This is a genomic window from Nonomuraea sp. NPDC050540 (assembly GCF_044457485.1).
Lineage (GTDB): Bacteria > Actinomycetota > Actinomycetes > Streptosporangiales > Streptosporangiaceae > Nonomuraea.
Genome location: NZ_JBITHA010000014.1, coordinates 35,267 through 55,143, shown reverse-complemented (window position 1 = coordinate 55,143; position 19,877 = coordinate 35,267). Strand labels below are relative to the sequence as shown.

Below are 19,877 nucleotides of genomic sequence, written 5' to 3'. Positions count from 1 at the left end.
GTGAGTGCGGTGACGAGCGGGGCCGAGAGGATGCTGGAGGGTCTGCTGGATGCCAGCCACCTGGCGACCCTGGACGATCTTCCCGGGCTGGTGACCCGTCACGCGGCTCAGGCCGGTCTCGCCCATGCGGTGATCTATGTGGCCGACCTGCAGCAGAACGTGCTGCGTCCGCTGGCCGACGACGGCGGGGCCGGCGAGTTGCTTGTCGACACCACGCTGGCCGGCCGAGCCTTCCAGGAAGTGCGGCCCCTGTCGCAGCGAGGCGAGGACGGAGGGCAGTTGTGGTGGCTCCCCCTTCTGGACGGCACCGAACGGCTCGGCGTGCTCCGGCTGCCCGGCGACGGGAACGCGCCCCCTCCGGCCGGTCGTCATCTGGCTTCGCTGCTGGCGTTGTTGCTGGTCAGCCAGCGCACCAGCAGCGACACCTACTCGCGGCTGGTGCGCTCGCGGCCGATGAACGTCGCCGCCGAGATGCAGTGGCGGCTGGCTCCGTCGTTGACCTGCGCCACCCCGCGGGTGACCGTCAGCGCGGTGATGGAACCCGCCTACGAGATCGGCGGAGACTGCTTCGACTACGCCTTCCACGGTGACACCCTGCATCTGGCCGTCTTCGACGCCGAAGGACACGACCAGTCGGCGGCCCTGACCGCCGGCCTGGCCATGGCCTCCTGCCGCAACCATCGCCGCCAGGACATGGACCTGGCCACCAACAGCGCGGAAGTCGAAAAGGTGTTGATCGGACAGTTCGGGCGCACCACCCGCTATGTCACCGCCGTCATGGCCGACCTCGACCTGCGGACCGGCACGCTCAGCTGGATCAACCGGGGCCATCCGCCGCCGGTGCTCATCCGCGGCGGCCGGTGGAGCACCACCTTGACCTGCCCGCCCGCCCATCCCATGGGCATGAACCTGGGCGTGCCCGTCACCCTGTGCCGCGAGCAGCTCGAACCCGGCGACCGGCTGCTGCTCTACACCGACGGCATCACCGAAGCCGGCGCGCCGCACGGCCGTGAGTTCGGGCTGGCACAGTTCGTGGACTTCATCATCCGTCACCACAGCGGCAACCTGCCCGTGCCGGAAACCCTCCGGCGCCTGATCATGAACATCCTCGACTATCATCACGGCCGGCTCGGTGACGACGCCACGGTCCTGCTCACCGAATGGCGTACCGCCGCCCACGAACAACTGACGCCCGAGCAGGGGAGCGGGCGGTGAGGCTCGTGCGCCATCCCGGCGGCCTGACCGTCACCGTGGCCGGCCCGGCCGCGCCGTCACGACGGCTTCAGCCGTACCTCAGGAAGGGTTGAGCTGCCAGATGGCGAGGTTCAGCGTCGCCGCGTAGCTCACCCAGAGCAGGTACGGCACCAGCAACAGCGCGGCCACGCGGCGGATGCGCCAGAACAGCACGATGTTGGCGACGATCAGCAACCCGAGCGCCACGATGTCGGCGAAGGCGAGACCATACTGGCCGGCCGCGAAGAACAGCGGGGTCCAGGCGGCGTTCAGCACCAGCTGGGCCCCGTAGGCGACGAACGCCGCCGGATCGCGGCGGGTGGTCCAGGCGAGCCAGCCCGAGACGGCGATCAGGACGTACAGGACGGTCCAGGCCGGGCCGAACAGCCACGGGGGCGGCGCCCACGCGGGCCGCCGCAGGGCCAGGTACTGGCCGCGCGCGTCCATCGCCGCCACGGACCCGACGGCGGCCACCAGCACGACGACCGCCACGAAGATCGGCAAGGTGGCCCAGGTGCGGGCCGGCTGGTTGATGACCATGCGTTCCTCCCTGCCCGCACGGGGACGAGTGACACGGATCGGTCAGCCGGGAAGGGTCTCGCCGCCGATCGGGGCGAGGATCTCGCCGCTGTAGTAGGACGACAGCCGCTCGGCGGCGAAGAACACGTACGAGGGCGCGATCTCGTCAGGTTGCGCCGCACGGCCCATCGGCGCCTGCTCGCCGAAGTCCTCGACCCGCTCCTGCGGGAAGGTGGCGGGGATGAGCGGCGTCCATACCGGGCCGGGTGCCACCGCGTTCACTCGAATGCCGCGGTCCAGGAGGTTCTGCGCCATCGCCTGGGTGAAGGCGTTGACCGCGCCCTTGGTGGCCGAATAGTCGAGGAGTGTCTTGTTGCCGCGCAGGCCGTTGACCGAGGAGGTGTTGACGATCGCAGCCCCTTCTCCCAGGTACGGCAGCGCCGCCTTGGTCACCCGGTAGTAGCTGTGGATGTTGACCTCGAAGGTGCGCTGCCATTGTTCGTCGGTCAGCTCGTCCAGAGACGACACCGGCGCCTGGTAGGCGATGTTGTTCACCAGGATGTCAAGGCCGCCGAGCTCGGCCACGGTCTGTTCGACGACGTACCGGCAGTGGGTGGCCTCGCCGAGATCTCCGGCCAGCAGGACGCACTGCCGGCCGGCCCTTTCGACCAGGGATCGGGTGTGGGCGGCGTCCTCGTCCTCCGACAGGTAGGCGATGGCGACGTCGGCGCCCTCCTTGGCGAAGGCGACGGCGACCGCACGGCCGATACCGGAATCGCCTCCGGTGATGAGTGCCCGCTTGCCCGCGAGCAGGTCCCGGCCGGCGTAGTCGCGCATCTCGTCGCGCGGGTCCGGAGTCATCCGGTCGCTGGCCCCGGGATAGCGCTGTTCCTGGGGCGGCGGCGTGCTGTCGTTGACTGCCATTCCTTTCGGCTCCCCGGAGCGAGCATGGCCAAACATCATGGCCGCGCGTGACCTGCGATGACGTGCGAGCGGATCGCTATTCGAGCGTGCTGGGGAAGCGTTCCCAGACCCGGTGCCCGGCCAGCAGCCCGGTCACCTTCTCAAGGACGTCGTCCGCCTCGCCGGCGGACACCACACCCAGCGCCGAGGCCGGGATCGCGGCGGCGTCGAACACCTCCTGCGCCCCGCCCCAGCCGCCGATCGGCTTGGCGTGCCGGTACGCCTCGCCGAGTAGCATCACGACCCGCGGATCGAGTTGGCCGCAGCTCACGCCCGCCTTGGCGTCGCGGGCGCCCCGGGCGTCGGCGGCGGGCGCCGGCGCCCCGGCGACGATGATCGCGTCGAACTCCACCGACCTGGCAGCCGCGAACGTACGCTGCACGGCCACCGGTTCGCCCGGCCCCGGCAGTACGCCGCCGGCCGGCGCGATCACCAGTGGCATCATGCCGCCGTCGAGCACCGCCTGCCGTACCGTCCGGACCGCGTCGAGGTCGGGACCGGCCACGATGCCGATGACGCGGCCCGCTGTCGGCCAGCTCTGGCCCACCTGCGACAGCGCCGGGCTGGGCTGCGGGTCCGCTTCCGGCGCGCCGTCCGGCACCGGCAGGCCGAGCCCGGCTGCCACCTCCCGGCACAGCACCGGATCGATCCTGGCCAGCACCATGAGCTGCCGCTCCTTGACCACCTGCTCGTACACCTTGCTCAGCTCGAAGGTGTAGGCGGCGATCACGTGCTCCCGCTCCGCCGGCGACAGGCTCAGCCAGAACAGGCGCGGCTGGGTGAAGTGGTCGTCGAAGGAGGCGGGCGCGAGCCGCCCGCGCGGCCCCGCCTCCACCGGAATGGGCGCCTCGACGTAGCCGCCGGGCGCGTGGAACGGGCAGCCGCCGTCGAGCGAGTTCGGCCGGTACGGCGCCGCCCCGGCGTGCACCGCGCTCTGGTGCATGCCATCGCGCAGCATGTCGTTGACCGGCGCGTGCGGCCGGTTGATGGGCAACTGGTCGAAGTTCGGCCCGCCGAGCCGGGTGATCTGCGTGTCCAGGTAGGAGAACAGTCGCCCGGCCAGCAGCGGGTCGTCCGTCACGTCGATGCCCGGCACCAGGTGACCGACGTGGAAGGCGACCTGCTCGGTCTCGGCGAAGTAGTTGACCGGGTTGGCGTTGAGCGTCATCAGCCCGATCGGCTGCACCGGCGCCAGCTCCTCCGGCACGATCTTCGTCGGGTCGAGCACGTCGATGCCCTCGAACGTCTGCTCCTCGGTGTCAGGGAAGACCTGCACCCCCAGCTCCCACTCGGGCAGAACGCCCGCCTCGATGGCGTCGGCCAGGTCCCGCCGGTGGAAGTCGGGATCGAGGCCGCCCAGGAGCTGCGCCTCCTCCCACACCAGGGAGTGCACGCCCGCCTTCGGCTTCCAGTGGAACTTCACCAGGACCGTGCCGCCGTTCTCGGCGACCAGGCGGAAGGTGTGGACGCCGAAGCCCTCCATCATCCGGTACGAGCGCGGGATGCCGCGGTCCGACATGTTCCAGATGGTGTGGTGGGTGGCCTCGGTGTGCAGGGAGACGAAGTCCCAGAACGTGTCGTGGGCGCTCTGGGCCTGCGGGATCTCCCGGTCCGGGTGCGGCTTGCCCGCGTGGATGACGTCGGGGAACTTGATCCCGTCCTGGATGAAGAACACGGGGATGTTGTTGCCGACCAGGTCGAATACCCCTTCGGAGGTGTAGAACTTGGTCGCGAAGCCCCGCGTGTCACGGACCGTGTCGGCAGAGCCGCGGGAACCCAGCACGGTGGAGAACCGCACGAAGACCGGGGTCTCGACGTCCTTGGCCAGGAAGGCGGCCCGGGTGAGCGAGGCGGCGGTGCCGTACCCGCGGAAGATCCCGTGCGCGGCGGCGCCGCGCGCGTGCACGACACGCTCGGGGATGCGCTCGTGGTCGAAGTGCGTGATCTTCTCGCGAAGGTGGTGGTCGCGCAGCAGGGTCGGCCCGCGCGGCCCGGCCTTGAGTGAGTGGTCGGTGTCGGGCAGCCGCGTGCCCGTGGCCGTCGTCAGGAACTCCCCGCCCTGGGCACGCGTCTGCGCCGTCTCGCCGGACGGCTGTCCCGTGGGCGTGAACGGGCCGGGTCCGCGCTGGTTCGGCTTGGGCGGCAGCGGATCGCGCGGCTTCACGGGTTCGGCCAGGCTCGGCGGCTCGGCGCCGGGCCGCCCCGGGATCTCCTGCGCGTCGCGATCGGCCGCCTTGGTCTTCTTCTTCGGCATGGAAGCGTTCCCCTGTGTATGGCGTGCTTCTAGTCGCTGAGCGCGTCGATCAGTTCGTCCTTGGTCATCGAGCTGTAGCCCGTGACGCCCTTTTCCTTGGCCTGGTCCAGCAGTTCCTGTTTGGTACGCCCGACGGGCTTGGGCGGCGTCGCCAGTTCGTCGGCCTTGGCCTGGCTGAAGACGCGGCCCAGCTTGACGAGCTTGTCGGCGGGGATGGCCTTGGCCATGGCCGGGAGGATCTCGTTCTCCTCCTCCTCGACGTGGTGGCTGACCGCCTTGATCAGGTTCTCCAGGGCGCTGAGGAACTCCGGCTTGTCGGGGTTGGCGTCCATCAGCTTGGCCAGCAGTTCCTCGGCCTCGTGGTGCTCCTGCACGCCGTGGTGGACCTCCCCGCGCTCCGACGGCTTGGCCTTGGCCAGCGCGGTGTAGACCTTCGTCTCCTCCGCCCGCGCGTGCGCGACGAACTTGGCTGCCAGCTCGGCCACCAGCGCGGGACGGTTCTCCGGCTGCCGCTTCAGCTTCTCGAAGAGCATCTCGACGTCGCGGTGGTCCGCCTTGATGAGGTCGATTACATTCTGTGACATTATTCCTCCTGATCGTGACGCGGATGGTGCTACCCGGGTATGAGCGACATACGCGGCCGACCGGTCGTGACCTCGGCAGACGTACCCAAGGTCTATCCACCGCCCGTCAGGGCAGGGGCCGGGCATGAGCGCACAGTCGTACTGGATGCGGACCGCGCCGGGGCACTCCTACCCCGCCCTGGAGCAGGATCTCCGCGCGGACGTCGTGGTGGTGGGGGCGGGCATCGCGGGACTGAGCGCGGCCTGGGAACTCGTGAAGGCCGGCCGCAGCGTGGCGGTGCTGGAGGCCGGGCGGATCGCGGCCGGGGTGAGCGGCCACACCACGGCCAAGCTGTCGGCCCAGCACACCCTGATCTACGCCGACCTCGCCTCCTCGGCAGGGGCGGGGACAGCGGCTCTGTACGCGCAGTCCCAGCAACAGGCGATCGACCATCTCGCCGCCACCGCGACCACCCTGGGCATCGACTGTGACCTGGAGCGGGTGCCCGCGCTCACCTACGCCGAGTCGGCCGACGACCTCGGTCTGCTGCGCGCCGAAGCCGAGGCCGCCGCCCGGGCCGGACTGCCGGCCTCCTTCGTGACCGACAGCACGCTGCCCTTCCCGATCGCCGGTGCCGTACGGGTGGAGAACCAGGCCCAGTTCCATCCTCGCGCCTACCTCCTCGCCCTCACCGAGGCCATGGCCGGGGAAGGCGCGCTCGTCTTCGAGGGCACGCGCGTGGTCGATCTGAAGGAGGGCGAACCCTGCCAGGTCACCACCGAGAGCGGGCAGGTCGTCACGGCGGCCGACGTGATCGTCGCCACGCACTATCCGATCTTCGACCGGGCTGTGCTGTTCGCCCGCCTGCGGCCGCATCGCGAACTGGTCGTCGCCGCGCCGATCCCGGCCAGGAGCGACCCGGGCGCGATGTTCATCACCACGGAGCAGAACACCCGTTCCGTCCGCACCGCCCCGTACGGCGACGGGCAGCGGCTGCTCATCGTCACCGGTGAGTCCTTCACCCCCGGAGCGGGCCGGGTGACCGAACGGCTGGACCGGCTCCGCTCCTGGACGACGGAGCGGTTCGCGACCGACACGGTGACGCACTGGTGGGCGGCTCAGGACAACAGCACCACCGACGGACTGCCCTTCGTCGGCCCGCTCCACCTCGGGGCCAGGCACGCCTACGTCGCCACCGGCTTCGGCGGGTGGGGCATGAGCAACGGAGTCATGGCGGGCCTGCTGCTCAGCACCCTGATCACCGGGGGAGAGTCGCCATGGTCGGAGATCTACGATCCCCGGCGGCTGCACCCTCTGCGCGAAGCCGGTCCGGCGGTCAAGGCGCAGACCGCCGTCGTCCGGCACTTCGTCGCCGACCGGCTGGCCGTACCTGACAGCGGCGACGTGACCGATCTGCCGCGCGGACAGGGAGCCGTAATCAAGACCGACGGCGAACTCCGCGCTGTCTACCGCGACACCGACGGCGCCCTCCACGCCGTGTCGGCCATCTGCACCCACCTGCGCTGCGTCGTGGCCTTCAACGAGGCGGAACGCTCCTGGGAGTGCCCCTGTCACGGCTCACGCTTCGACGTCGACGGCGCCGTCCTGCAGGGACCCGCGGTGCACCCATTGCCACCGGTCGAGCCGGACGCATCACCGGATTAGGACATGGTCGAAGCCGGTCTCCTCGGCCAGATCGCGCACCGGCCGTCGTACCACGATCGCGGTCTCCTGCCGACCAGCTTGTTGCCGGATGCGCCGCCAACGTGCGTGCCGGTAAGGAGGCCACCGCCCGCGGGCCATGAATGAGTCCGCTGCGTGGAAATCGTGGGCGAGGCAGGATGCGCGCGTGGAGGGGCGGGTAGGAAGCGCCCGTGATTGCTTCAGGGCGTGACGTTCCGGTCATGATGGACATGCGGCTGTCGGTCAACGGCGACGGCCACCCCGTGGTCGTGGACACCCGCGAGACGTTGCTGGACACGCTCAGGGAACGCCTGGATCTGACCGGCGCGAAGAAGGGCTGCGACCACGGTCAGTGCGGCGCGTGCACCGTGCTGGTGGACGGCCGGCGCGTCAAGTCGTGCCTGACGCTCACGGTGACCCTGGACGATAAAGAGATCACCACGGTCGAAGGGCTGGCCGAAGGGGAGACGCCGCATCCGCTCCAGGCCGCTTTCATCGCCCACGACGCCTTCCAGTGCGGCTACTGCACGCCGGGACAGCTGTGCTCGGCGGTCGGCGTGCTGGCCGAGGCCGCCGCGGGCTGGCCGAGCGTGGTCACGGGGGACGTGCGCGCCGAGCCTGCCCTCGACGAGGAGGAGATCCGCGAGCGAATGAGCGGGAACCTGTGCCGCTGCGGCGCCTACGTCAACATCGTCGCCGCGATAGGGGAGGTGGCGCGGTGAAACCCTTCGACTACCAGCGGCCGGGCGACGCGCGGTCGGCGGTCGACGCGCTGAGCAGGCAGTCCGAGGCCATGTACCTCGGTGGCGGCACGAACCTGGTGGATCTGATGCGGCTGGGCGTGGCCACGCCCGCCGTGCTGGTGGACATCACCCGCGCCACGTCGGACGCCATCGAGGAGAGCTCCGGCGGCGGCCTGCTGATCGGCGCGGCGGCGCGCAACAGCGACCTGGCCGCCCATCCCGTGGTGCGCCGTCGCTACCCGATGCTCGCGCAGGCGCTGCTGGCGGGCGCCTCCGGGCAGATCCGCAACATGGCCACCGTCGGCGGCAACCTCCTGCAGCGCACCCGCTGCTCCTACTTCCAGGACATCGCCAAGCCGTGCAACAAGCACCGGCCCGGCTCGGGCTGCCCCGCCCGCGAGGGCGACCACCGTAACCTGGCGATCATCGGGCACTCCAGCAGCTGCGTGGCGACCCACCCTTCGGACATGGCCGTCGCTCTGGCCGCGCTCGGCGCCAGCGTGCACGTCGAGGGCATCGAAGGGATGCGTACCCTGCCGATGCCAGGGCTTCACCGGCTGCCGGGCGACGATCCCGAGCGCGACACCGTGCTGGAACCCGGTGATCTGATCACCGCGGTCGAGTTGCCTGCGTTGCCGTACGCCGCCCGCTCGCGCTACCGCAAGGTACGCGACCGGGCTTCGTTCGCGTTCGCCGTGGTGTCGGTGGCGGTGGCGCTCGACCTGACCGACGGAGTCGTGCGCGACTGCCGCATCGCGCTGGGCGGCGTCGCCCACGTGCCCTGGCGGGCCACGCTGGCCGAGTCGGCGTTGCGTGGCGCGCCCGCCACCGCCGAGGAGTTCACCAGAGCGGCCGACATCGAGCTGGCCGGCGCCCGCCCGCTGCCGGACAACGCCTTCAAGGTGCCGCTCGTCCGCAACGTCCTCGTCCGTGTCCTCAGCGAGCTGGCGTCATGACCACCACGGCCAGGAAGTACGTCGGCACGGCCCTCGACAGGGTCGAGGGCATGGAGAAGGTGACGGGCCGCGCCCGCTACGCCTACGAGCACTCTCCCGACGAGCTTGTCTACGCGGTGCCCGTGCAGGCGGCCATCGCCCGCGGGGAGGTGCGAGCGATAGACGTGCAGGCGGCGCTCACCATCCCCGGCGTGATCGCGATCATCTGGCATCGCAACGCGCCCAGGCTGGCGCCCCCCGACAATGCCGAGCTGTCGGTGCTGCAGTCCGCGCGGGTCGCCTACCGGGGTCAGTACATCGCCGTCGCGGTGGCCGAGACCCTGCAGGCGGCCGGGGATGCGGCCAGGTCGCTGTCGGTCGACTACGCGAGCGAACCGCACGACACCGAGCTGCGCGCCGACCATCCGGGGCTGTACCGGCCCGAGAAGGTCAACGCCGGCTACCCCACCGACAGCGAGCACGGCGACCCCGACGCGGCCATGGAGGCGGCGCCGATCCGGGTCGACGCGATCTACAGCACGCCCGCCGAGCACAACAACCCGATGGAACCGCACGCGACCGTCGCCCGATGGGACGCCGACGGGCTGACCTTGTACGACTCGACCCAGGGGGCATCGGCGGTGCGCGCCACGCTGGCGGCGCTGTTCGCCATGCCGCCGGCGAACGTCAGGGTCATCGCCTCCCATGTCGGAGGCGGGTTCGGGTCCAAGGGGCTGCCCCTTGCCCCGGTTGTGCTCGCAGCGCTGGCCGCCAAGCACGTCAGCCGCCCGGTCAAGCTCGCCGTACCCCGCCAGCAGATGTTCGCGGTGACCGGCTACCGCACTCCGACGATCCAGCGCGTACGGCTCGGCGCCGACGCGGACGGCCGGCTGACCGCGATCGTGCACGAGGCGATCGAGCAGTGTTCCACCATCCGCGAGTTCGTCGAGCAGACCACCGTGCCCACCCGGATCATGTACGCCGCGGCCAACCGGAGGACCACCCACAGGGTGGTCAGGCTCGACGTCCCCACTCCGAGCTGGATGCGCGCGCCGGGAGAGGCCCCCGGTATGTTCGCGCTGGAGTCGGCCATGGACGAGCTGGCGATCGCCTGCGGGATCGACCCCGTCGAGCTGCGCGTCCGCAACGAGCCCGACGCCGATCCGGAGAGCGGCGAGCCGTTCAGCTCCAGGAACCTGGTGGCCTGCCTGCGTGAAGGGGCGCGGAGGTTCGGCTGGACGGACCGCGATCCCACGCCGGGCGCCAGGCTCGTGGGGCGGACCCTGATCGGGACCGGCGTGGCCGCCTCCACCTACCCGGCCTATCGCAGCCCCTCCCAGGCGAGCGCCCGCCTGGAGCCCGATGGCCGCTACACCGTCAGGATCGCCACCACGGACATAGGCACGGGCGCCCGCACGGTGCTCACCCAGATCGCCGCCGACGCCCTGCGCACCTCACCCGACAGGGTGACGGTGGAGATCGGCGACAGCGCGCTGCCCCCCGCCACCCTTGCGGGCGGGTCGATGGGCACCGCCTCCTGGGGCACGGCCGTCGTGCGGGCCTGCGAGGCGCTGCGGGAACGGGTCTCCAGGAGCGGCGACGTGCGCTCAACCGGTCTGGAGGCCACCGCCGACACCAAGGAGGAGATCGGCGCGCAGGAGCGCCTCTCCCGCCACGCCTTCGGAGCCCAGTTCGCCGAGGTCGGCGTGGACGTCGACACGGGAGAGACCAGAGTCCTGCGGATGCTCGGCGTGTTCGCGGCGGGAAGGATCGTCAACCCGAAGACCGCGCGCTCGCAGTTCATCGGCGGCATGACGATGGGCCTGTCGACGGCGCTGTTCGAGGAGAGCCTCATGGACAGGGAGTTCGGCGACTACCTCAACCGCGACCTCGCCCAGTACCACGTGGCGGCGTGCGCGGACGTGCGCGACATCGAGGCGGTCTGGGTCGAGGAGGACGATCCGCACCTCAACCCGATGGGCACCAAGGGCATCGGCGAGATCGGCATCGTCGGCACCGCGGCGGCCATCGCCAACGCGGTGTACCACGCCACCGGCATCCGGATTCGCGACCTGCCCATCCGCCTCGACAAGCTGCTGCGCTGAGCGCTCCTCCCAGGGGACCGGGCTGAGGAGGCGTCGGCGGCCATCGATGATCGCGGTCAGGCGCAGTGGCGCAGGTCCTGAGCATCTGCCGGTACGACTCCATCAAACCCAGTCTCATGGCGGCGGCCTGTTGCTCCCAAGACTCTGATCGGGCCCCAACAGGCCTGGGCATGAGGGCCGGACCCCGGCCGGGGCCCGGCGAAACCTCCGGCGGCTGCCCGGCTACGGCAGCTGGAAGCGGGCGTAGCGGCGGTGCCCGGTGCCGGAGCGCGGCGGCTCGATCAGGTCGGCGGCGCCCAGAGTCCTCTGGCCGTTCCCAAGCGGTTCGCCGTCCACGATCAGGCCTTCAGGAGCGAGCCGAGGCGGTCGAACACCATGGGGATCTGCTTGCCGAGCTGGGCTCGGACCAGGCGTTCTGCCATCTTCGGCACGCCGTCGAGCTCCAGGCTGAACGGGACCTGGCAGCCGTTCGCGGATGCCCGTACGCCATAGCGCTGGGTGACGCCGGGGCGGCTGTTCGGCGCGGTCCGCAGGGTGAGGTACCCACCGGGCGCGTACTCGGTGACGGTGAGGTCCAGCTCGGTGCGGCGTCCCATGACCTTGCGCACCTGGGAGACGGTTCGCATCCCCTGAGGTGGGGTGTTGCGACGACCACTAGAACGGAAGATTTCACCGTCGGGGCCTTTCCCTCCAGGGCATCCGAACGGTCGGCTCGGGCATAACTCCTCCGTAGCTGCGCTACCGCTAATTCCTGCGGACTTCCTCCTCGACCCCGGACATGGTCATGAGCAGCATCACACGCCCGGACGGGGATGTGGGGCCTCGAAACGCGTGGTGCTCAGCCGATCGAGGTCTGGCGCGTTTCGTACGGTGCGGTTGGCTGGCCTGCCGACGACGGCCGCTGGGTGCCGGACACGATCAGGGCCCAGGCCAGGCAGCCGAAGGCGGCGATGTGGACGAGAGCCCGGATGCTATTCCACAACACCCACTTGCTCTCGAAATGCTCGCGTGCGGCGGCGAGATGCTGAGCGTCCCCCGCCTTGGCGAGCTGGTCGTTGAGGGGGACGTTGACGCCGCTGGTGATGAGGAACGCCACCAGGCAGAGCACGAGAGCGGCGATGATCCACGGCAGTGCCGGCTTGCCGTACCCCCGCCAGGCCAGCACGCCGGCCAGGGCGATGAGCGGGATCGACCCCATGAACAGCGACATGAAGGTCGGATTGAGGATCGCCTTGTTGATGTTCTGCATCGCCTCGACCATCGTGCGGTCGGAGGAGCGGTTCAGGCCCGGCATCACCGAGTAGGAGAAGCCCGCGAACAGCCCGGCCATTAGGCCGGTGCTGATAGCGGAGATGAGGAGTATGACGCTTTGCAGGAGTTTCACATGGCCTCCTTGGGGTTCCAGATGCCGGTGGCGGCGGCGTGGCGGCGTAGTCGGCAAAGGTGCGGGGAGCACGGCCCAGGGCCAGCTGCACACCGTCGCCGAGGTGAGCGTTGCGGCCGTCCATGACGGTGGTGAACAAGTAGCCGAGCAACTCGACGATCTCGATGGGCACACCCTCGGCGGTCAGCGCGTCAGCGTAATCCGCCGCGGGGATCGAGTTGAAGGTGACGTCGCGGCCGGTGGCCGAGGCGATGGCGGCGATCGCGTCAGCGAAGGTGAGCAGGCCAGGGCCGGTGACCTCATATGTCTGGTCGGCGTGCCCCTCGCCGGTGAGCGCGGCGACCGCTACGTCGGCGATGTCGTCGGCGTCCACGAACGGCTCGCGGATGTCACCGACGGGCAGGAACACCTGGCCGTCCAGTACGGGCTCCAGCAGGTAGTTCTCGCTGAAGTTCTGGTTGAACCAGCGGCGATATCGGCTGCTTCGACCGGGGGTGAAGCAGCAGCCGCCGACGGGTACCCGGCAGCTTGTTCGACCTGCGACGGCTTGCTGATCGTTGTGAGTTTCATCGGTAAATGGCCGGGATTCTTCAGCGCTATCTGGCCAAAGGCACCGGCCCAGACGACCGCGTTTCGGCTGTGGATGAGCGCTCGCTGCTCGGACCGGATTGGCCTGGTGGTCGGTGCTGTGCCGCTGACCTGGGGTGACGCAACGCAGGAGACCGTACAGAGCCTGGCTTCTGTCTGGTCAGCCTGCTGCACCGCAGCCAGGACGTCGCGCCGGCCTGACGGTGCCTTCAGCGACTCTCGATCCGGCCTCGAGCGGCTCGGTCGACCATGAGGATTCCGGCGATCCGTCGTTGTTGGGAGGACGGACCTTGATCTCCTCGCCGCTGAGGTATCCGTTCGCATGCCCACACACCGATACGTTCTGCATAGAAGTCATTACATATCGTGACGGATCGCTTTCTGGTAGGCCGATTCCAGAGAGGCAGACCGCTGTGTGCATCCACCCCCTCCCGTACCCCTTCCGCCGGCCGGGGCCGCTCGCCGTACCCGAGGAGCTGGACACGATCCACGACGAGCCCGTGCGGCGCGTGAGCATCCCCAGTGGGGACGAGGTCTACCTCGTGACGCGCCACGAGGACGTCAGGAAGGTGCTGACCGACCCCAGGGTGAGTCGCAACCTGAACCGGCCGGACGCGCCGAAGATGTCCAAGACCACCATGATGTTCCAGGACGCGAAGCTGGACCCCGACCCGCCCGAGCACACCCGGGTGAAGCGGCTGGTGATGAGGGCGTTCAGCGCGACCCGGGTGGAGCGGCTGCGGCCACGCGCGCAGGAGATCACCGACGAGCTGATCGACGCCATGGCGGCCAAGGGCCCGCCCGCGAACGTCGCCGAGGACCTGGCGTTCCCGCTCAGCATCCGCATCATCTGCGACCTGCTGGGCGTCCCGCCGCAGGACCAGAGCAGGTTCCGCAGGTGGACCGACCACTTCCTGTCCACCAGCAGATACACCAGGCAGGAGATCCACCGCGCGCTGGGCGAGCTGAACACCTACATGAGCACGCTCATCACGGCCAAGCGGGAAAGCCCGGCCGGCGACCTCGTCAGCGCGCTGATCCAGGTCCACGACGACGACACCCGGCTCACCGAGTACGAGCTGCACTGGTGGTGCCGCCTGCTGCTGCTCGTCGGCTACGAGACCACCGCCAGTCAGCTCAGCCTGAGCGTGGCCAAGCTGCTGTCCGAGCCGGACCAGCTGAAGCTGCTGCGGGCCGATGAGTCGCTGCTGGACGGCGCCGTGGAGGAACTGCTGCGCTGGAGGCTCATGAGCGGCTCGCTGTCGATGCTGCGCTATGTCACCGAGGACATCGAGGTCGGCGGCGTGACGATCCCCCGGGGATCCGGGCTCATCCCCGCGGTGGAGTCGGCCAACTGGGACCGCGAGGTGTTCGAGCGGCCCGGCGACCTCGACATCACCCGCACCGACAACGCCCACCTGACCTTCAGCGCCGGCCCGCACTTCTGCATCGGCGCCGCGCTGGCCCGGCTGGAGCTGCAGACCGCTCTGGGCACCCTGCTGCGCAGGTTCCCCACGCTGCGCCTGACGATCGCGGCGGAGAAGTTGCGGCGTACCGAGGGAACCCTCATCGAGAGCCTGGTCGAGACCCCGATCACGTGGTGAGCCGCGCGGTGAACCAGGCCGCCGGCAAGCCACGGTGGCGTGCTCGGCGAGCCCGGCGGATGGTGCCGAAGCTTCGGCCGGGCCGGCGCGTGAACGTCAGCCCGGTGGGGAGGGCTGGGCAGGGCGGGGGCCCCAGATGTCGGCTGCGCGGTTGGCCAGTACATAGACAAGGTTCACGGTCAGGATGGCCGGGGCGACCACCGCCACGAAGCCGGGGAATTCCCGTTCAAAAGCCAGGGCCAGGATCACCGCCGTGATCCCGTTCTGTTGCGCCAGCCCCAGATGGATCCGGTCGATCATGGGCAGGCCGTGGGTGAGGACGAGCGCGGCGAGCATCTGGGCGGTGAACGCGGCCAAGCCAAGGAGCAGGCCCATCGCCAGGTTGGTCCCACCGACCAGCAGCAGTCCCATCAGGAACGCCGAGAGGGCGAAGGCGGCGGTCACCGCCCGGGAGAGCCAGCGGGAATCGGGCAGGCGCAGGTACAGTCCGGCGGTGGCGATGCCCAGCATGAGCGAACTCCAGGCCGCGGAGGCGATCGCGGAGACCACGGCCAGATAGGTCAGTACGGGCGGCGCGTTGCGAACGAGCCGCCACAGTCCGTAGGCGGCCGCGGCGAACAACGCGTTCAGTCCCAGATCCATCAGGTAGGACGCCGACAGGCCGTCGGTGGGCCGGCTGAGTGACACGGCGTAGAAGGCCAGGATGATCGTCACCGGATCGTCGAAGGACGACCATGCGCCCAGGATCGTCCTGGCTCGATCGGACAGGCGGTTGTCGGCCATGACGGAGGCGACCGACAGCGGGTCGATCTGCGCCATCGCCACCGCCAGGATCACCGCGCGCGGATCGCCGGAGACGAGGTAGACGACTCCCGCGATGAAGGCCGCCTTCAACAGTACGCCGACGGTGACCGCGAGCAGGATCAGCTTGCCATGCTGGCGGGCCTCGGCCCGGTCGATGCCGTGCGTGCTGCCGTACAGGCCGATCGCCAGCAGCAGGCTGCTGAGCAGCAGATAGGCCCCCGAGTGCGTCAACCCGCGAATGCCGGCCAAGTCAGCAGTAAGCCATCCGAAGCCGACAATGAGGATTAAGAACCCGATTCTGACCAACGTTCACCCCCTGAGATCGGTCGCAAGTGCCCTCGCGATGGGGGCTCGCGCTGGTTGATCGGCGGCAGCGTGAAGTGCCCGCGGATGATGTCCACGAGCCGGGCCATCTTGTCGTCGACCACGTCGACCTTGCGCTGGTCCAGCGTGACGCCGACCAGATAGAGGCCGGCATCGACCCAGTGAAAGTACAGCGCGCCACGCTCGACGTCGAGCACAGTCCTGATCAGGATGCCGCTCTCGATCCTGGACAGTTGCCGGTCCAGCCGGGCGGTCAGCCACAGCATCTGCCGCCCGGCCTGTAAGTAGAGTTCTCGGCGCTGCTCGGGGTCGGTGTCGTGGAAGAAGTGGGCCAGATCGGCGTCCTCCAGCACGTCGGTGTAGAACAGGCATTGCTCACCGAGGAAGTAGCCGACGAAGTGCAGGTCGTCCTGGTCCAGCATGGCCACGCAACTGTTGAGAGCCTTCTCCACCGAGCCGCTCGGGTTGGGCACGGTCCGGATCAGGATTTCCGATTCGCCGATCACCCTGCGCTTGGTGGCCGTCGGTGCCGGACCCGTGGGCGCCGACAAATGCGGAAGGTAAAGGCCCCGGCGGTACAGGGTCATCAGGTAGACGCCGGTGGCAATGGTGAACGCGCTGACTCCCGCGGTGACCAGCCCCAGCAACTCGCTCGCGATTCCGCCCCGCCACCACACCGGACCGAACGCGGCGACGAAACCCATGACGCCTTCTGCCACCGCTGCCACCGTCATCGCGGCCACCAGGAGTATCGGCAGCCGGGCCCGCAGCCGGCCGAGCACCAGCGCCGTCACGGCCAGCGAGACGATAACCAGAAGCACGGTGATGGCGCGGGAGACGCTGTAGTCCTCCCGTTCGATGTACCAGGAGATGAGCTCAAGGACCAGCGGGAGAAGGACCAGTGAGGCGATGACGATGGCGAACCTGGCGTAGCGATCCCTGTCCACGCGTGTACCGGCCTTTCGAGGGGGTGACTCCAGGCTCCAGGACATCGGGCGATCATGTCAATTCCCATGGATTCAACTCGCGGGAGGGTTCCTTTACGGATACCGCGCAAGTCATCCAGAGAATGCAAGGCCGCCTTTCTTTCGGCACCGACCCCGGAAATGGCGGGGCCTATTCCAGGCCGCGGACACCGGTGCCGCGACAACCCACGGGTCCACCAGGGCAGGTTGCTCCGGGACATGAACACCCGTGTCTGCCGGCCACTGGTTCAGATTTCTCTGCGATACGCGTACCGGGTGGCCAGGGTCAGACAGATTGTGGTGGCGATCGCCGCCACTCCGGCGGCGGGTGTGAAGTCGGTGAGGCCGGCCGTTCCGAGCAGGGTGTGCTGCGCGGTGAGTAGTCTCGACGGCATCCACGCGCCGAGCCCGGGTACAAGCCCCGCCACGGGCAGTGCCAGCAACACCATGGCCGCGACACCGGCGATGAGCAGCACGCCGCGAAGGAGTGCGGACAGCAGGGCGACCACCGCGACGGCGAACGCCAAGTAGAGGGCCACGAGGAGATTGCCGAGCACCATCGCCGCCGCGGAGGGCATCGCGATGAGGACCGCCGTCTCGTACCAGGTGATCCACGCACCCACCGAGTAGGCCGCGATCATGGCGAGCGTCACCACGACATAGCGGGGAACGAGCAGGGCGGCGGCCGAACGCGCCCGGCTGCGGTAGTAGATCGACACGGCCGGACGGTGGTCGATGGCCAGGGTCGCCGCGGCGATCACGATGACGAGCAGGAGGCCCAGGCCGATGCTGTTGTCGACGAAGGAGGCGACGCCGGCCGCGGGCGTCACCGCGACGGGCGGAACAGACAGCGAGGCACCGGCTCGCGCGATGATCGCACCGGAGTACAGGGCCATGAACGGCCCTGACATGCCGAAGGTGATGAAGAGCGCCGCCGCGGCCAGGAAGCGGTGGGTGCGGCGCAGGCGCAGCCACTCCAGGCGCCATGCCCATCCGTTCATCGGGTGCCTTCCGAGGTCAGCGCCGCGAAGGCGTCTTCCAGTCTGGCTTCCTGCGGGTACATGCCGGTGATCGCGTGGCCCGCGGCGCTCAGCACCGCGGGGATGCCGCGCTCGCCCGAGGCGATCGAGCCGGCCTCGACATGGACGGTGTCGTGGTTCACGGCACGGGACGTCGTGACCCAGGGCTGCGCGGCCAGCAGGTCCGCGATGTCGTGGGCGGTGCCGCGCACGCCGATGCGCCAGGCCGGGGACAGGCGTTCGGTCAGCAACTGCCGGACGGGTCCTTGGTGGACCAGGCGTCCGTCTCGCAGGACGCCGACCTCGTCGCAGACTCGCTCGATGTCGCCGAGCTGGTGGCTGGAGAAGATGACGGTGGTCTGTCCCGCCAGGGATTCGATCAGGGTGAGCACGTCGGCTCGTCCTTGCGGGTCGAGGCCGGCGGCGGGCTCGTCCAGGATGAGCAGGCGTGGCCGCCCGATCAGGGCGGCGGCCAGGCCGAGGCGCTGGCTCATGCCGCGGGAGAATCCCTTGGTACGGCGGTGCGCCACCGCACCGAGCCCCACCTGCTCCAGAACGTGCCGGGCCCGGCCGGGCTCATGGTCGTGCCCGGCCAGTCGGGCGGCCCATTCGACGACTTCCGCGGCGCTCAGCCAGGGTTCGAACTCCGGCACGTCCGGGCAGATCGCGATCTCGGTGGGGGCCGGTCTGGCGTTGATCTGCCCGGAGTCGGGATGCCTGAGTCCGGCAAGGAGCATCAGCAGTGTGGTTTTACCGGCGCCGTTGAGGCCGACGAGCCCGTAGACGATGCCCTGGCCCACCGACAGGTCGATGTCGAACACCCCGGCGCCGTTCCCATAGTCGCGCGTCAGCCCGTGGGTGATCACAGCATGCTCGCTCACCGATCTCTCCCCACGGCCAGGTAGAGGATGCCGCCCAAGGGCATGGCCAGCAGGCAGGCCAGCGCCCAGCCCCACTTGGGCAGGTGCTTGACTCCGGGGACGCGGGAGAGGTCGATCAGGCAGTAGATCGCGAAGGCGATCATGATCGCCATGTAGGGGATGAGAGTGAGCAGGACGATTGTCGTCTTGTCGGGTGTCATCAGCGGGACCTGGCCATGGCGAGAAGGACCATCAGAACGTAGATCGGCGCGATCAGCAGGGCCGCGGCCACGACCACGATGGTCGGCGGCAGGAAAAAGACTCCGATGGCGCAGGCGATCCCCAGGATCACCATGGCCGCGCCGCCGGCTCGCTGTGAGTGCTGCCAGGCCAGCGCGAAGCGGCCGGAGACCCGCGCCGGGCTGATCTTGGGGAGCACGTTGCCGAGCGAGGCCAGCAGGACGCCGAAGGCCACCCCCACCGCCTGCTCCAACGGGAAGTGCCGGTCGGTGGTCTTGAACAGCAGGCCGGTGTGCAGGACGAGGAGGAACAACGGGAGGATGACGAACAGGACGTTCATCGACCTGGTCTGCGAGCGCGGGCTGGCGACGAGTCGCGGGTCGACATGATGGCGCAGACGGCCGCCGAGCGTGGTGGAGACGGTCATGATCGCGGCGATCAGCACCAGTACGCCCGGCAGCGCGGTGACGACGACGATGCGCGGCACCTGGACGCCGGCGCGGATGGGCGTGGCCTCGCGGGTGTTCACGAGTGCGGGAAGGGAGTCCCATACCCTCCAGGCCACGACGGCCATGGCGAGCAGGCTCAGGGCGGACACGATGATGCCGATCCACGGTGGACGGGCGGTCTGGAGGTTCGATGGCGCGTTGCTCATACAGCCTTCCTCATCCTCACGTGGTGGTTGTCGGTGAGATCCGCGAGGACGGCCGCGCGGATCTTGAGTGCGGTGTTTTCTCTGGTCAGAAGCGATAAGACGAGGTGGGCGGTCTCTTCCATCACGCTGAGGTTGAGCCGGTACCAGATGGTCGTCCCGTCTCGCTCGCCTACGATCAGCTCCGCGCCTTTCAGGACGTTGAGATGCCCGGAAAGGGTGGGCCGGGGCACGCCGAGGTGCTCGGCGAGCTGGCCGGCCGACATCCGCTGGTGATCTCTGAGTACGGACAACACCTCGCGGCGCCGCGCGTGAGCCAATGCTTCGAAGGTGCGATTCGCCAACACCTAACACGCTCCGTTCCGACGTTTGTCGCTGCCTGAGCCGGGCCCCCGTTAGGAGTCGTGATGATCGTAGATTCGGATAATCGGTCCCAGA

The 19,877-nt window shown here is 69.4% G+C and carries 20 protein-coding genes; 7 read left to right on the top strand and 13 right to left on the bottom strand.

Annotated features, from left to right (window positions below; translation table 11 throughout):
- Complete coding sequence (locus tag ACIBI5_RS37445) at positions 1-1,215, top strand: PP2C family protein-serine/threonine phosphatase (RefSeq protein WP_397253845.1); 1,215 nt, start codon at positions 1-3, stop codon at positions 1,213-1,215.
- A gap of 78 nt (positions 1,216-1,293) precedes the next feature.
- Here the strand turns inward: ACIBI5_RS37445 and ACIBI5_RS37440 are convergent, their stop codons facing one another.
- The 4 genes from ACIBI5_RS37440 to ACIBI5_RS37425 all read right to left on the bottom strand — a co-directional run bounded on the left by ACIBI5_RS37440 (position 1,294) and on the right by ACIBI5_RS37425 (position 5,553).
- Positions 1,294-1,773 carry a TspO/MBR family protein gene (locus tag ACIBI5_RS37440; RefSeq protein WP_397253843.1) on the bottom strand — a complete coding sequence of 160 codons (480 nt, stop codon included), beginning with the start codon at positions 1,771-1,773 and terminating at the stop codon, positions 1,294-1,296.
- 42 nt (positions 1,774-1,815) lie between these two features.
- On the bottom strand, positions 1,816-2,676 hold the full coding sequence (locus ACIBI5_RS37435) for an SDR family oxidoreductase (RefSeq protein ID WP_397253841.1): 861 nt from the start codon (positions 2,674-2,676) through the stop codon (positions 1,816-1,818).
- A 76-nt stretch (positions 2,677-2,752) separates the two neighbouring features.
- Positions 2,753-4,969: a catalase gene (locus ACIBI5_RS37430; protein ID WP_397253839.1), complete on the bottom strand. Its 2,217-nt coding sequence runs from the start codon at positions 4,967-4,969 to the stop codon at positions 2,753-2,755.
- 29 nt (positions 4,970-4,998) lie between these two features.
- A complete protein-coding gene (locus tag ACIBI5_RS37425; protein WP_397253837.1) occupies positions 4,999-5,553 on the bottom strand; it encodes a hemerythrin domain-containing protein in 555 nt (184 codons plus the stop codon).
- 124 nt (positions 5,554-5,677) lie between these two features.
- Between ACIBI5_RS37425 and ACIBI5_RS37420 the strand changes: the two genes are divergently transcribed.
- The 4 genes from ACIBI5_RS37420 to ACIBI5_RS37405 all read left to right on the top strand — a co-directional run bounded on the left by ACIBI5_RS37420 (position 5,678) and on the right by ACIBI5_RS37405 (position 10,999).
- The gene (locus ACIBI5_RS37420) at positions 5,678-7,198 is read left to right on the top strand and encodes an FAD-dependent oxidoreductase (protein ID WP_397253835.1); all 1,521 of its coding nucleotides are present in this window, start codon (positions 5,678-5,680) and stop codon (positions 7,196-7,198) included.
- A 239-nt stretch (positions 7,199-7,437) separates the two neighbouring features.
- Positions 7,438-7,938 (top strand): (2Fe-2S)-binding protein, encoded by a 501-nt coding sequence (locus tag ACIBI5_RS37415; protein ID WP_397253833.1) that lies wholly within the window; start codon positions 7,438-7,440, stop codon positions 7,936-7,938.
- On the top strand, positions 7,935-8,915 hold the full coding sequence (locus tag ACIBI5_RS37410; protein ID WP_397253831.1) for an FAD binding domain-containing protein: 981 nt from the start codon (positions 7,935-7,937) through the stop codon (positions 8,913-8,915). Before ACIBI5_RS37415 ends, ACIBI5_RS37410 begins: the two co-directional genes overlap by 4 nt.
- Complete coding sequence (locus tag ACIBI5_RS37405; protein ID WP_397253829.1) at positions 8,912-10,999, top strand: xanthine dehydrogenase family protein molybdopterin-binding subunit; 2,088 nt, start codon at positions 8,912-8,914, stop codon at positions 10,997-10,999. Before ACIBI5_RS37410 ends, ACIBI5_RS37405 begins: the two co-directional genes overlap by 4 nt.
- 338 nt (positions 11,000-11,337) lie before the next feature.
- Here the strand turns inward: ACIBI5_RS37405 and ACIBI5_RS37400 are convergent, their stop codons facing one another.
- Together ACIBI5_RS37400 and ACIBI5_RS37395 are read right to left on the bottom strand one after the other, a co-directional pair.
- Entirely contained in the window at positions 11,338-11,625 is a 288-nt protein-coding gene (locus ACIBI5_RS37400) for a hypothetical protein (RefSeq protein ID WP_397253827.1), read from the bottom strand.
- A 212-nt stretch (positions 11,626-11,837) separates the two neighbouring features.
- The gene (locus ACIBI5_RS37395) at positions 11,838-12,383 is read right to left on the bottom strand and encodes a DUF1772 domain-containing protein (RefSeq protein ID WP_397253825.1); all 546 of its coding nucleotides are present in this window, start codon (positions 12,381-12,383) and stop codon (positions 11,838-11,840) included.
- A 103-nt stretch (positions 12,384-12,486) separates the two neighbouring features.
- On the opposite strand from ACIBI5_RS37395, the gene ACIBI5_RS37390 reads away from it, so the two are divergent.
- Both ACIBI5_RS37390 and ACIBI5_RS37385 read left to right on the top strand, forming a co-directional pair.
- Complete coding sequence (locus ACIBI5_RS37390) at positions 12,487-13,224, top strand: hypothetical protein (RefSeq protein WP_397253823.1); 738 nt, start codon at positions 12,487-12,489, stop codon at positions 13,222-13,224.
- A 160-nt stretch (positions 13,225-13,384) separates the two neighbouring features.
- Positions 13,385-14,575: a cytochrome P450 gene (locus tag ACIBI5_RS37385; RefSeq protein ID WP_397253821.1), complete on the top strand. Its 1,191-nt coding sequence runs from the start codon at positions 13,385-13,387 to the stop codon at positions 14,573-14,575.
- A gap of 96 nt (positions 14,576-14,671) precedes the next feature.
- Here ACIBI5_RS37385 and ACIBI5_RS37380 read toward each other — a convergent pair whose 3' ends face one another.
- The 7 genes from ACIBI5_RS37380 to ACIBI5_RS37350 all read right to left on the bottom strand — a co-directional run bounded on the left by ACIBI5_RS37380 (position 14,672) and on the right by ACIBI5_RS37350 (position 19,786).
- Positions 14,672-15,610: a hypothetical protein gene (locus tag ACIBI5_RS37380; protein WP_397253819.1), complete on the bottom strand. Its 939-nt coding sequence runs from the start codon at positions 15,608-15,610 to the stop codon at positions 14,672-14,674.
- 53 nt (positions 15,611-15,663) lie between these two features.
- Entirely contained in the window at positions 15,664-16,650 is a 987-nt protein-coding gene (locus ACIBI5_RS37375; protein WP_397253817.1) for a hypothetical protein, read from the bottom strand.
- A 266-nt stretch (positions 16,651-16,916) separates the two neighbouring features.
- Entirely contained in the window at positions 16,917-17,669 is a 753-nt protein-coding gene (locus ACIBI5_RS37370; RefSeq protein WP_397253815.1) for a hypothetical protein, read from the bottom strand.
- On the bottom strand, positions 17,666-18,568 hold the full coding sequence (locus tag ACIBI5_RS37365) for an ABC transporter ATP-binding protein (RefSeq protein ID WP_397253813.1): 903 nt from the start codon (positions 18,566-18,568) through the stop codon (positions 17,666-17,668). The genes ACIBI5_RS37370 and ACIBI5_RS37365 overlap by 4 nt, the downstream gene beginning before the upstream one ends.
- On the bottom strand, positions 18,565-18,768 hold the full coding sequence (locus ACIBI5_RS37360) for a PLDc N-terminal domain-containing protein (protein WP_397253811.1): 204 nt from the start codon (positions 18,766-18,768) through the stop codon (positions 18,565-18,567). Before ACIBI5_RS37360 ends, ACIBI5_RS37365 begins: the two co-directional genes overlap by 4 nt.
- Entirely contained in the window at positions 18,768-19,442 is a 675-nt protein-coding gene (locus ACIBI5_RS37355) for a hypothetical protein (protein ID WP_397253809.1), read from the bottom strand. Before ACIBI5_RS37355 ends, ACIBI5_RS37360 begins: the two co-directional genes overlap by 1 nt.
- A complete protein-coding gene (locus tag ACIBI5_RS37350) occupies positions 19,439-19,786 on the bottom strand; it encodes a metalloregulator ArsR/SmtB family transcription factor (protein ID WP_397253807.1) in 348 nt (115 codons plus the stop codon). Before ACIBI5_RS37350 ends, ACIBI5_RS37355 begins: the two co-directional genes overlap by 4 nt.
- Positions 19,787-19,877 lie beyond the last annotated feature (91 nt).

Coding starts and splice junctions, on each gene's coding strand:
- ACIBI5_RS37440 (WP_397253843.1), bottom strand. CDS start 1,773: ATGGTCATCAACCAGCCGGCCCGCACCTGGGCCACCTTGCCGATCTTC.
- ACIBI5_RS37435 (WP_397253841.1), bottom strand. CDS start 2,676: ATGGCAGTCAACGACAGCACGCCGCCGCCCCAGGAACAGCGCTATCCC.
- ACIBI5_RS37430 (WP_397253839.1), bottom strand. CDS start 4,969: ATGCCGAAGAAGAAGACCAAGGCGGCCGATCGCGACGCGCAGGAGATC.
- ACIBI5_RS37425 (WP_397253837.1), bottom strand. CDS start 5,553: ATGTCACAGAATGTAATCGACCTCATCAAGGCGGACCACCGCGACGTC.
- ACIBI5_RS37420 (WP_397253835.1), top strand. CDS start 5,678: ATGAGCGCACAGTCGTACTGGATGCGGACCGCGCCGGGGCACTCCTAC.
- ACIBI5_RS37415 (WP_397253833.1), top strand. CDS start 7,438: ATGATGGACATGCGGCTGTCGGTCAACGGCGACGGCCACCCCGTGGTC.
- ACIBI5_RS37405 (WP_397253829.1), top strand. CDS start 8,912: ATGACCACCACGGCCAGGAAGTACGTCGGCACGGCCCTCGACAGGGTC.
- ACIBI5_RS37400 (WP_397253827.1), bottom strand. CDS start 11,625: ATGCGAACCGTCTCCCAGGTGCGCAAGGTCATGGGACGCCGCACCGAG.
- ACIBI5_RS37370 (WP_397253815.1), bottom strand. CDS start 17,669: ATGAACGGATGGGCATGGCGCCTGGAGTGGCTGCGCCTGCGCCGCACC.
- ACIBI5_RS37360 (WP_397253811.1), bottom strand. CDS start 18,768: ATGACACCCGACAAGACGACAATCGTCCTGCTCACTCTCATCCCCTAC.
- ACIBI5_RS37355 (WP_397253809.1), bottom strand. CDS start 19,442: ATGAGCAACGCGCCATCGAACCTCCAGACCGCCCGTCCACCGTGGATC.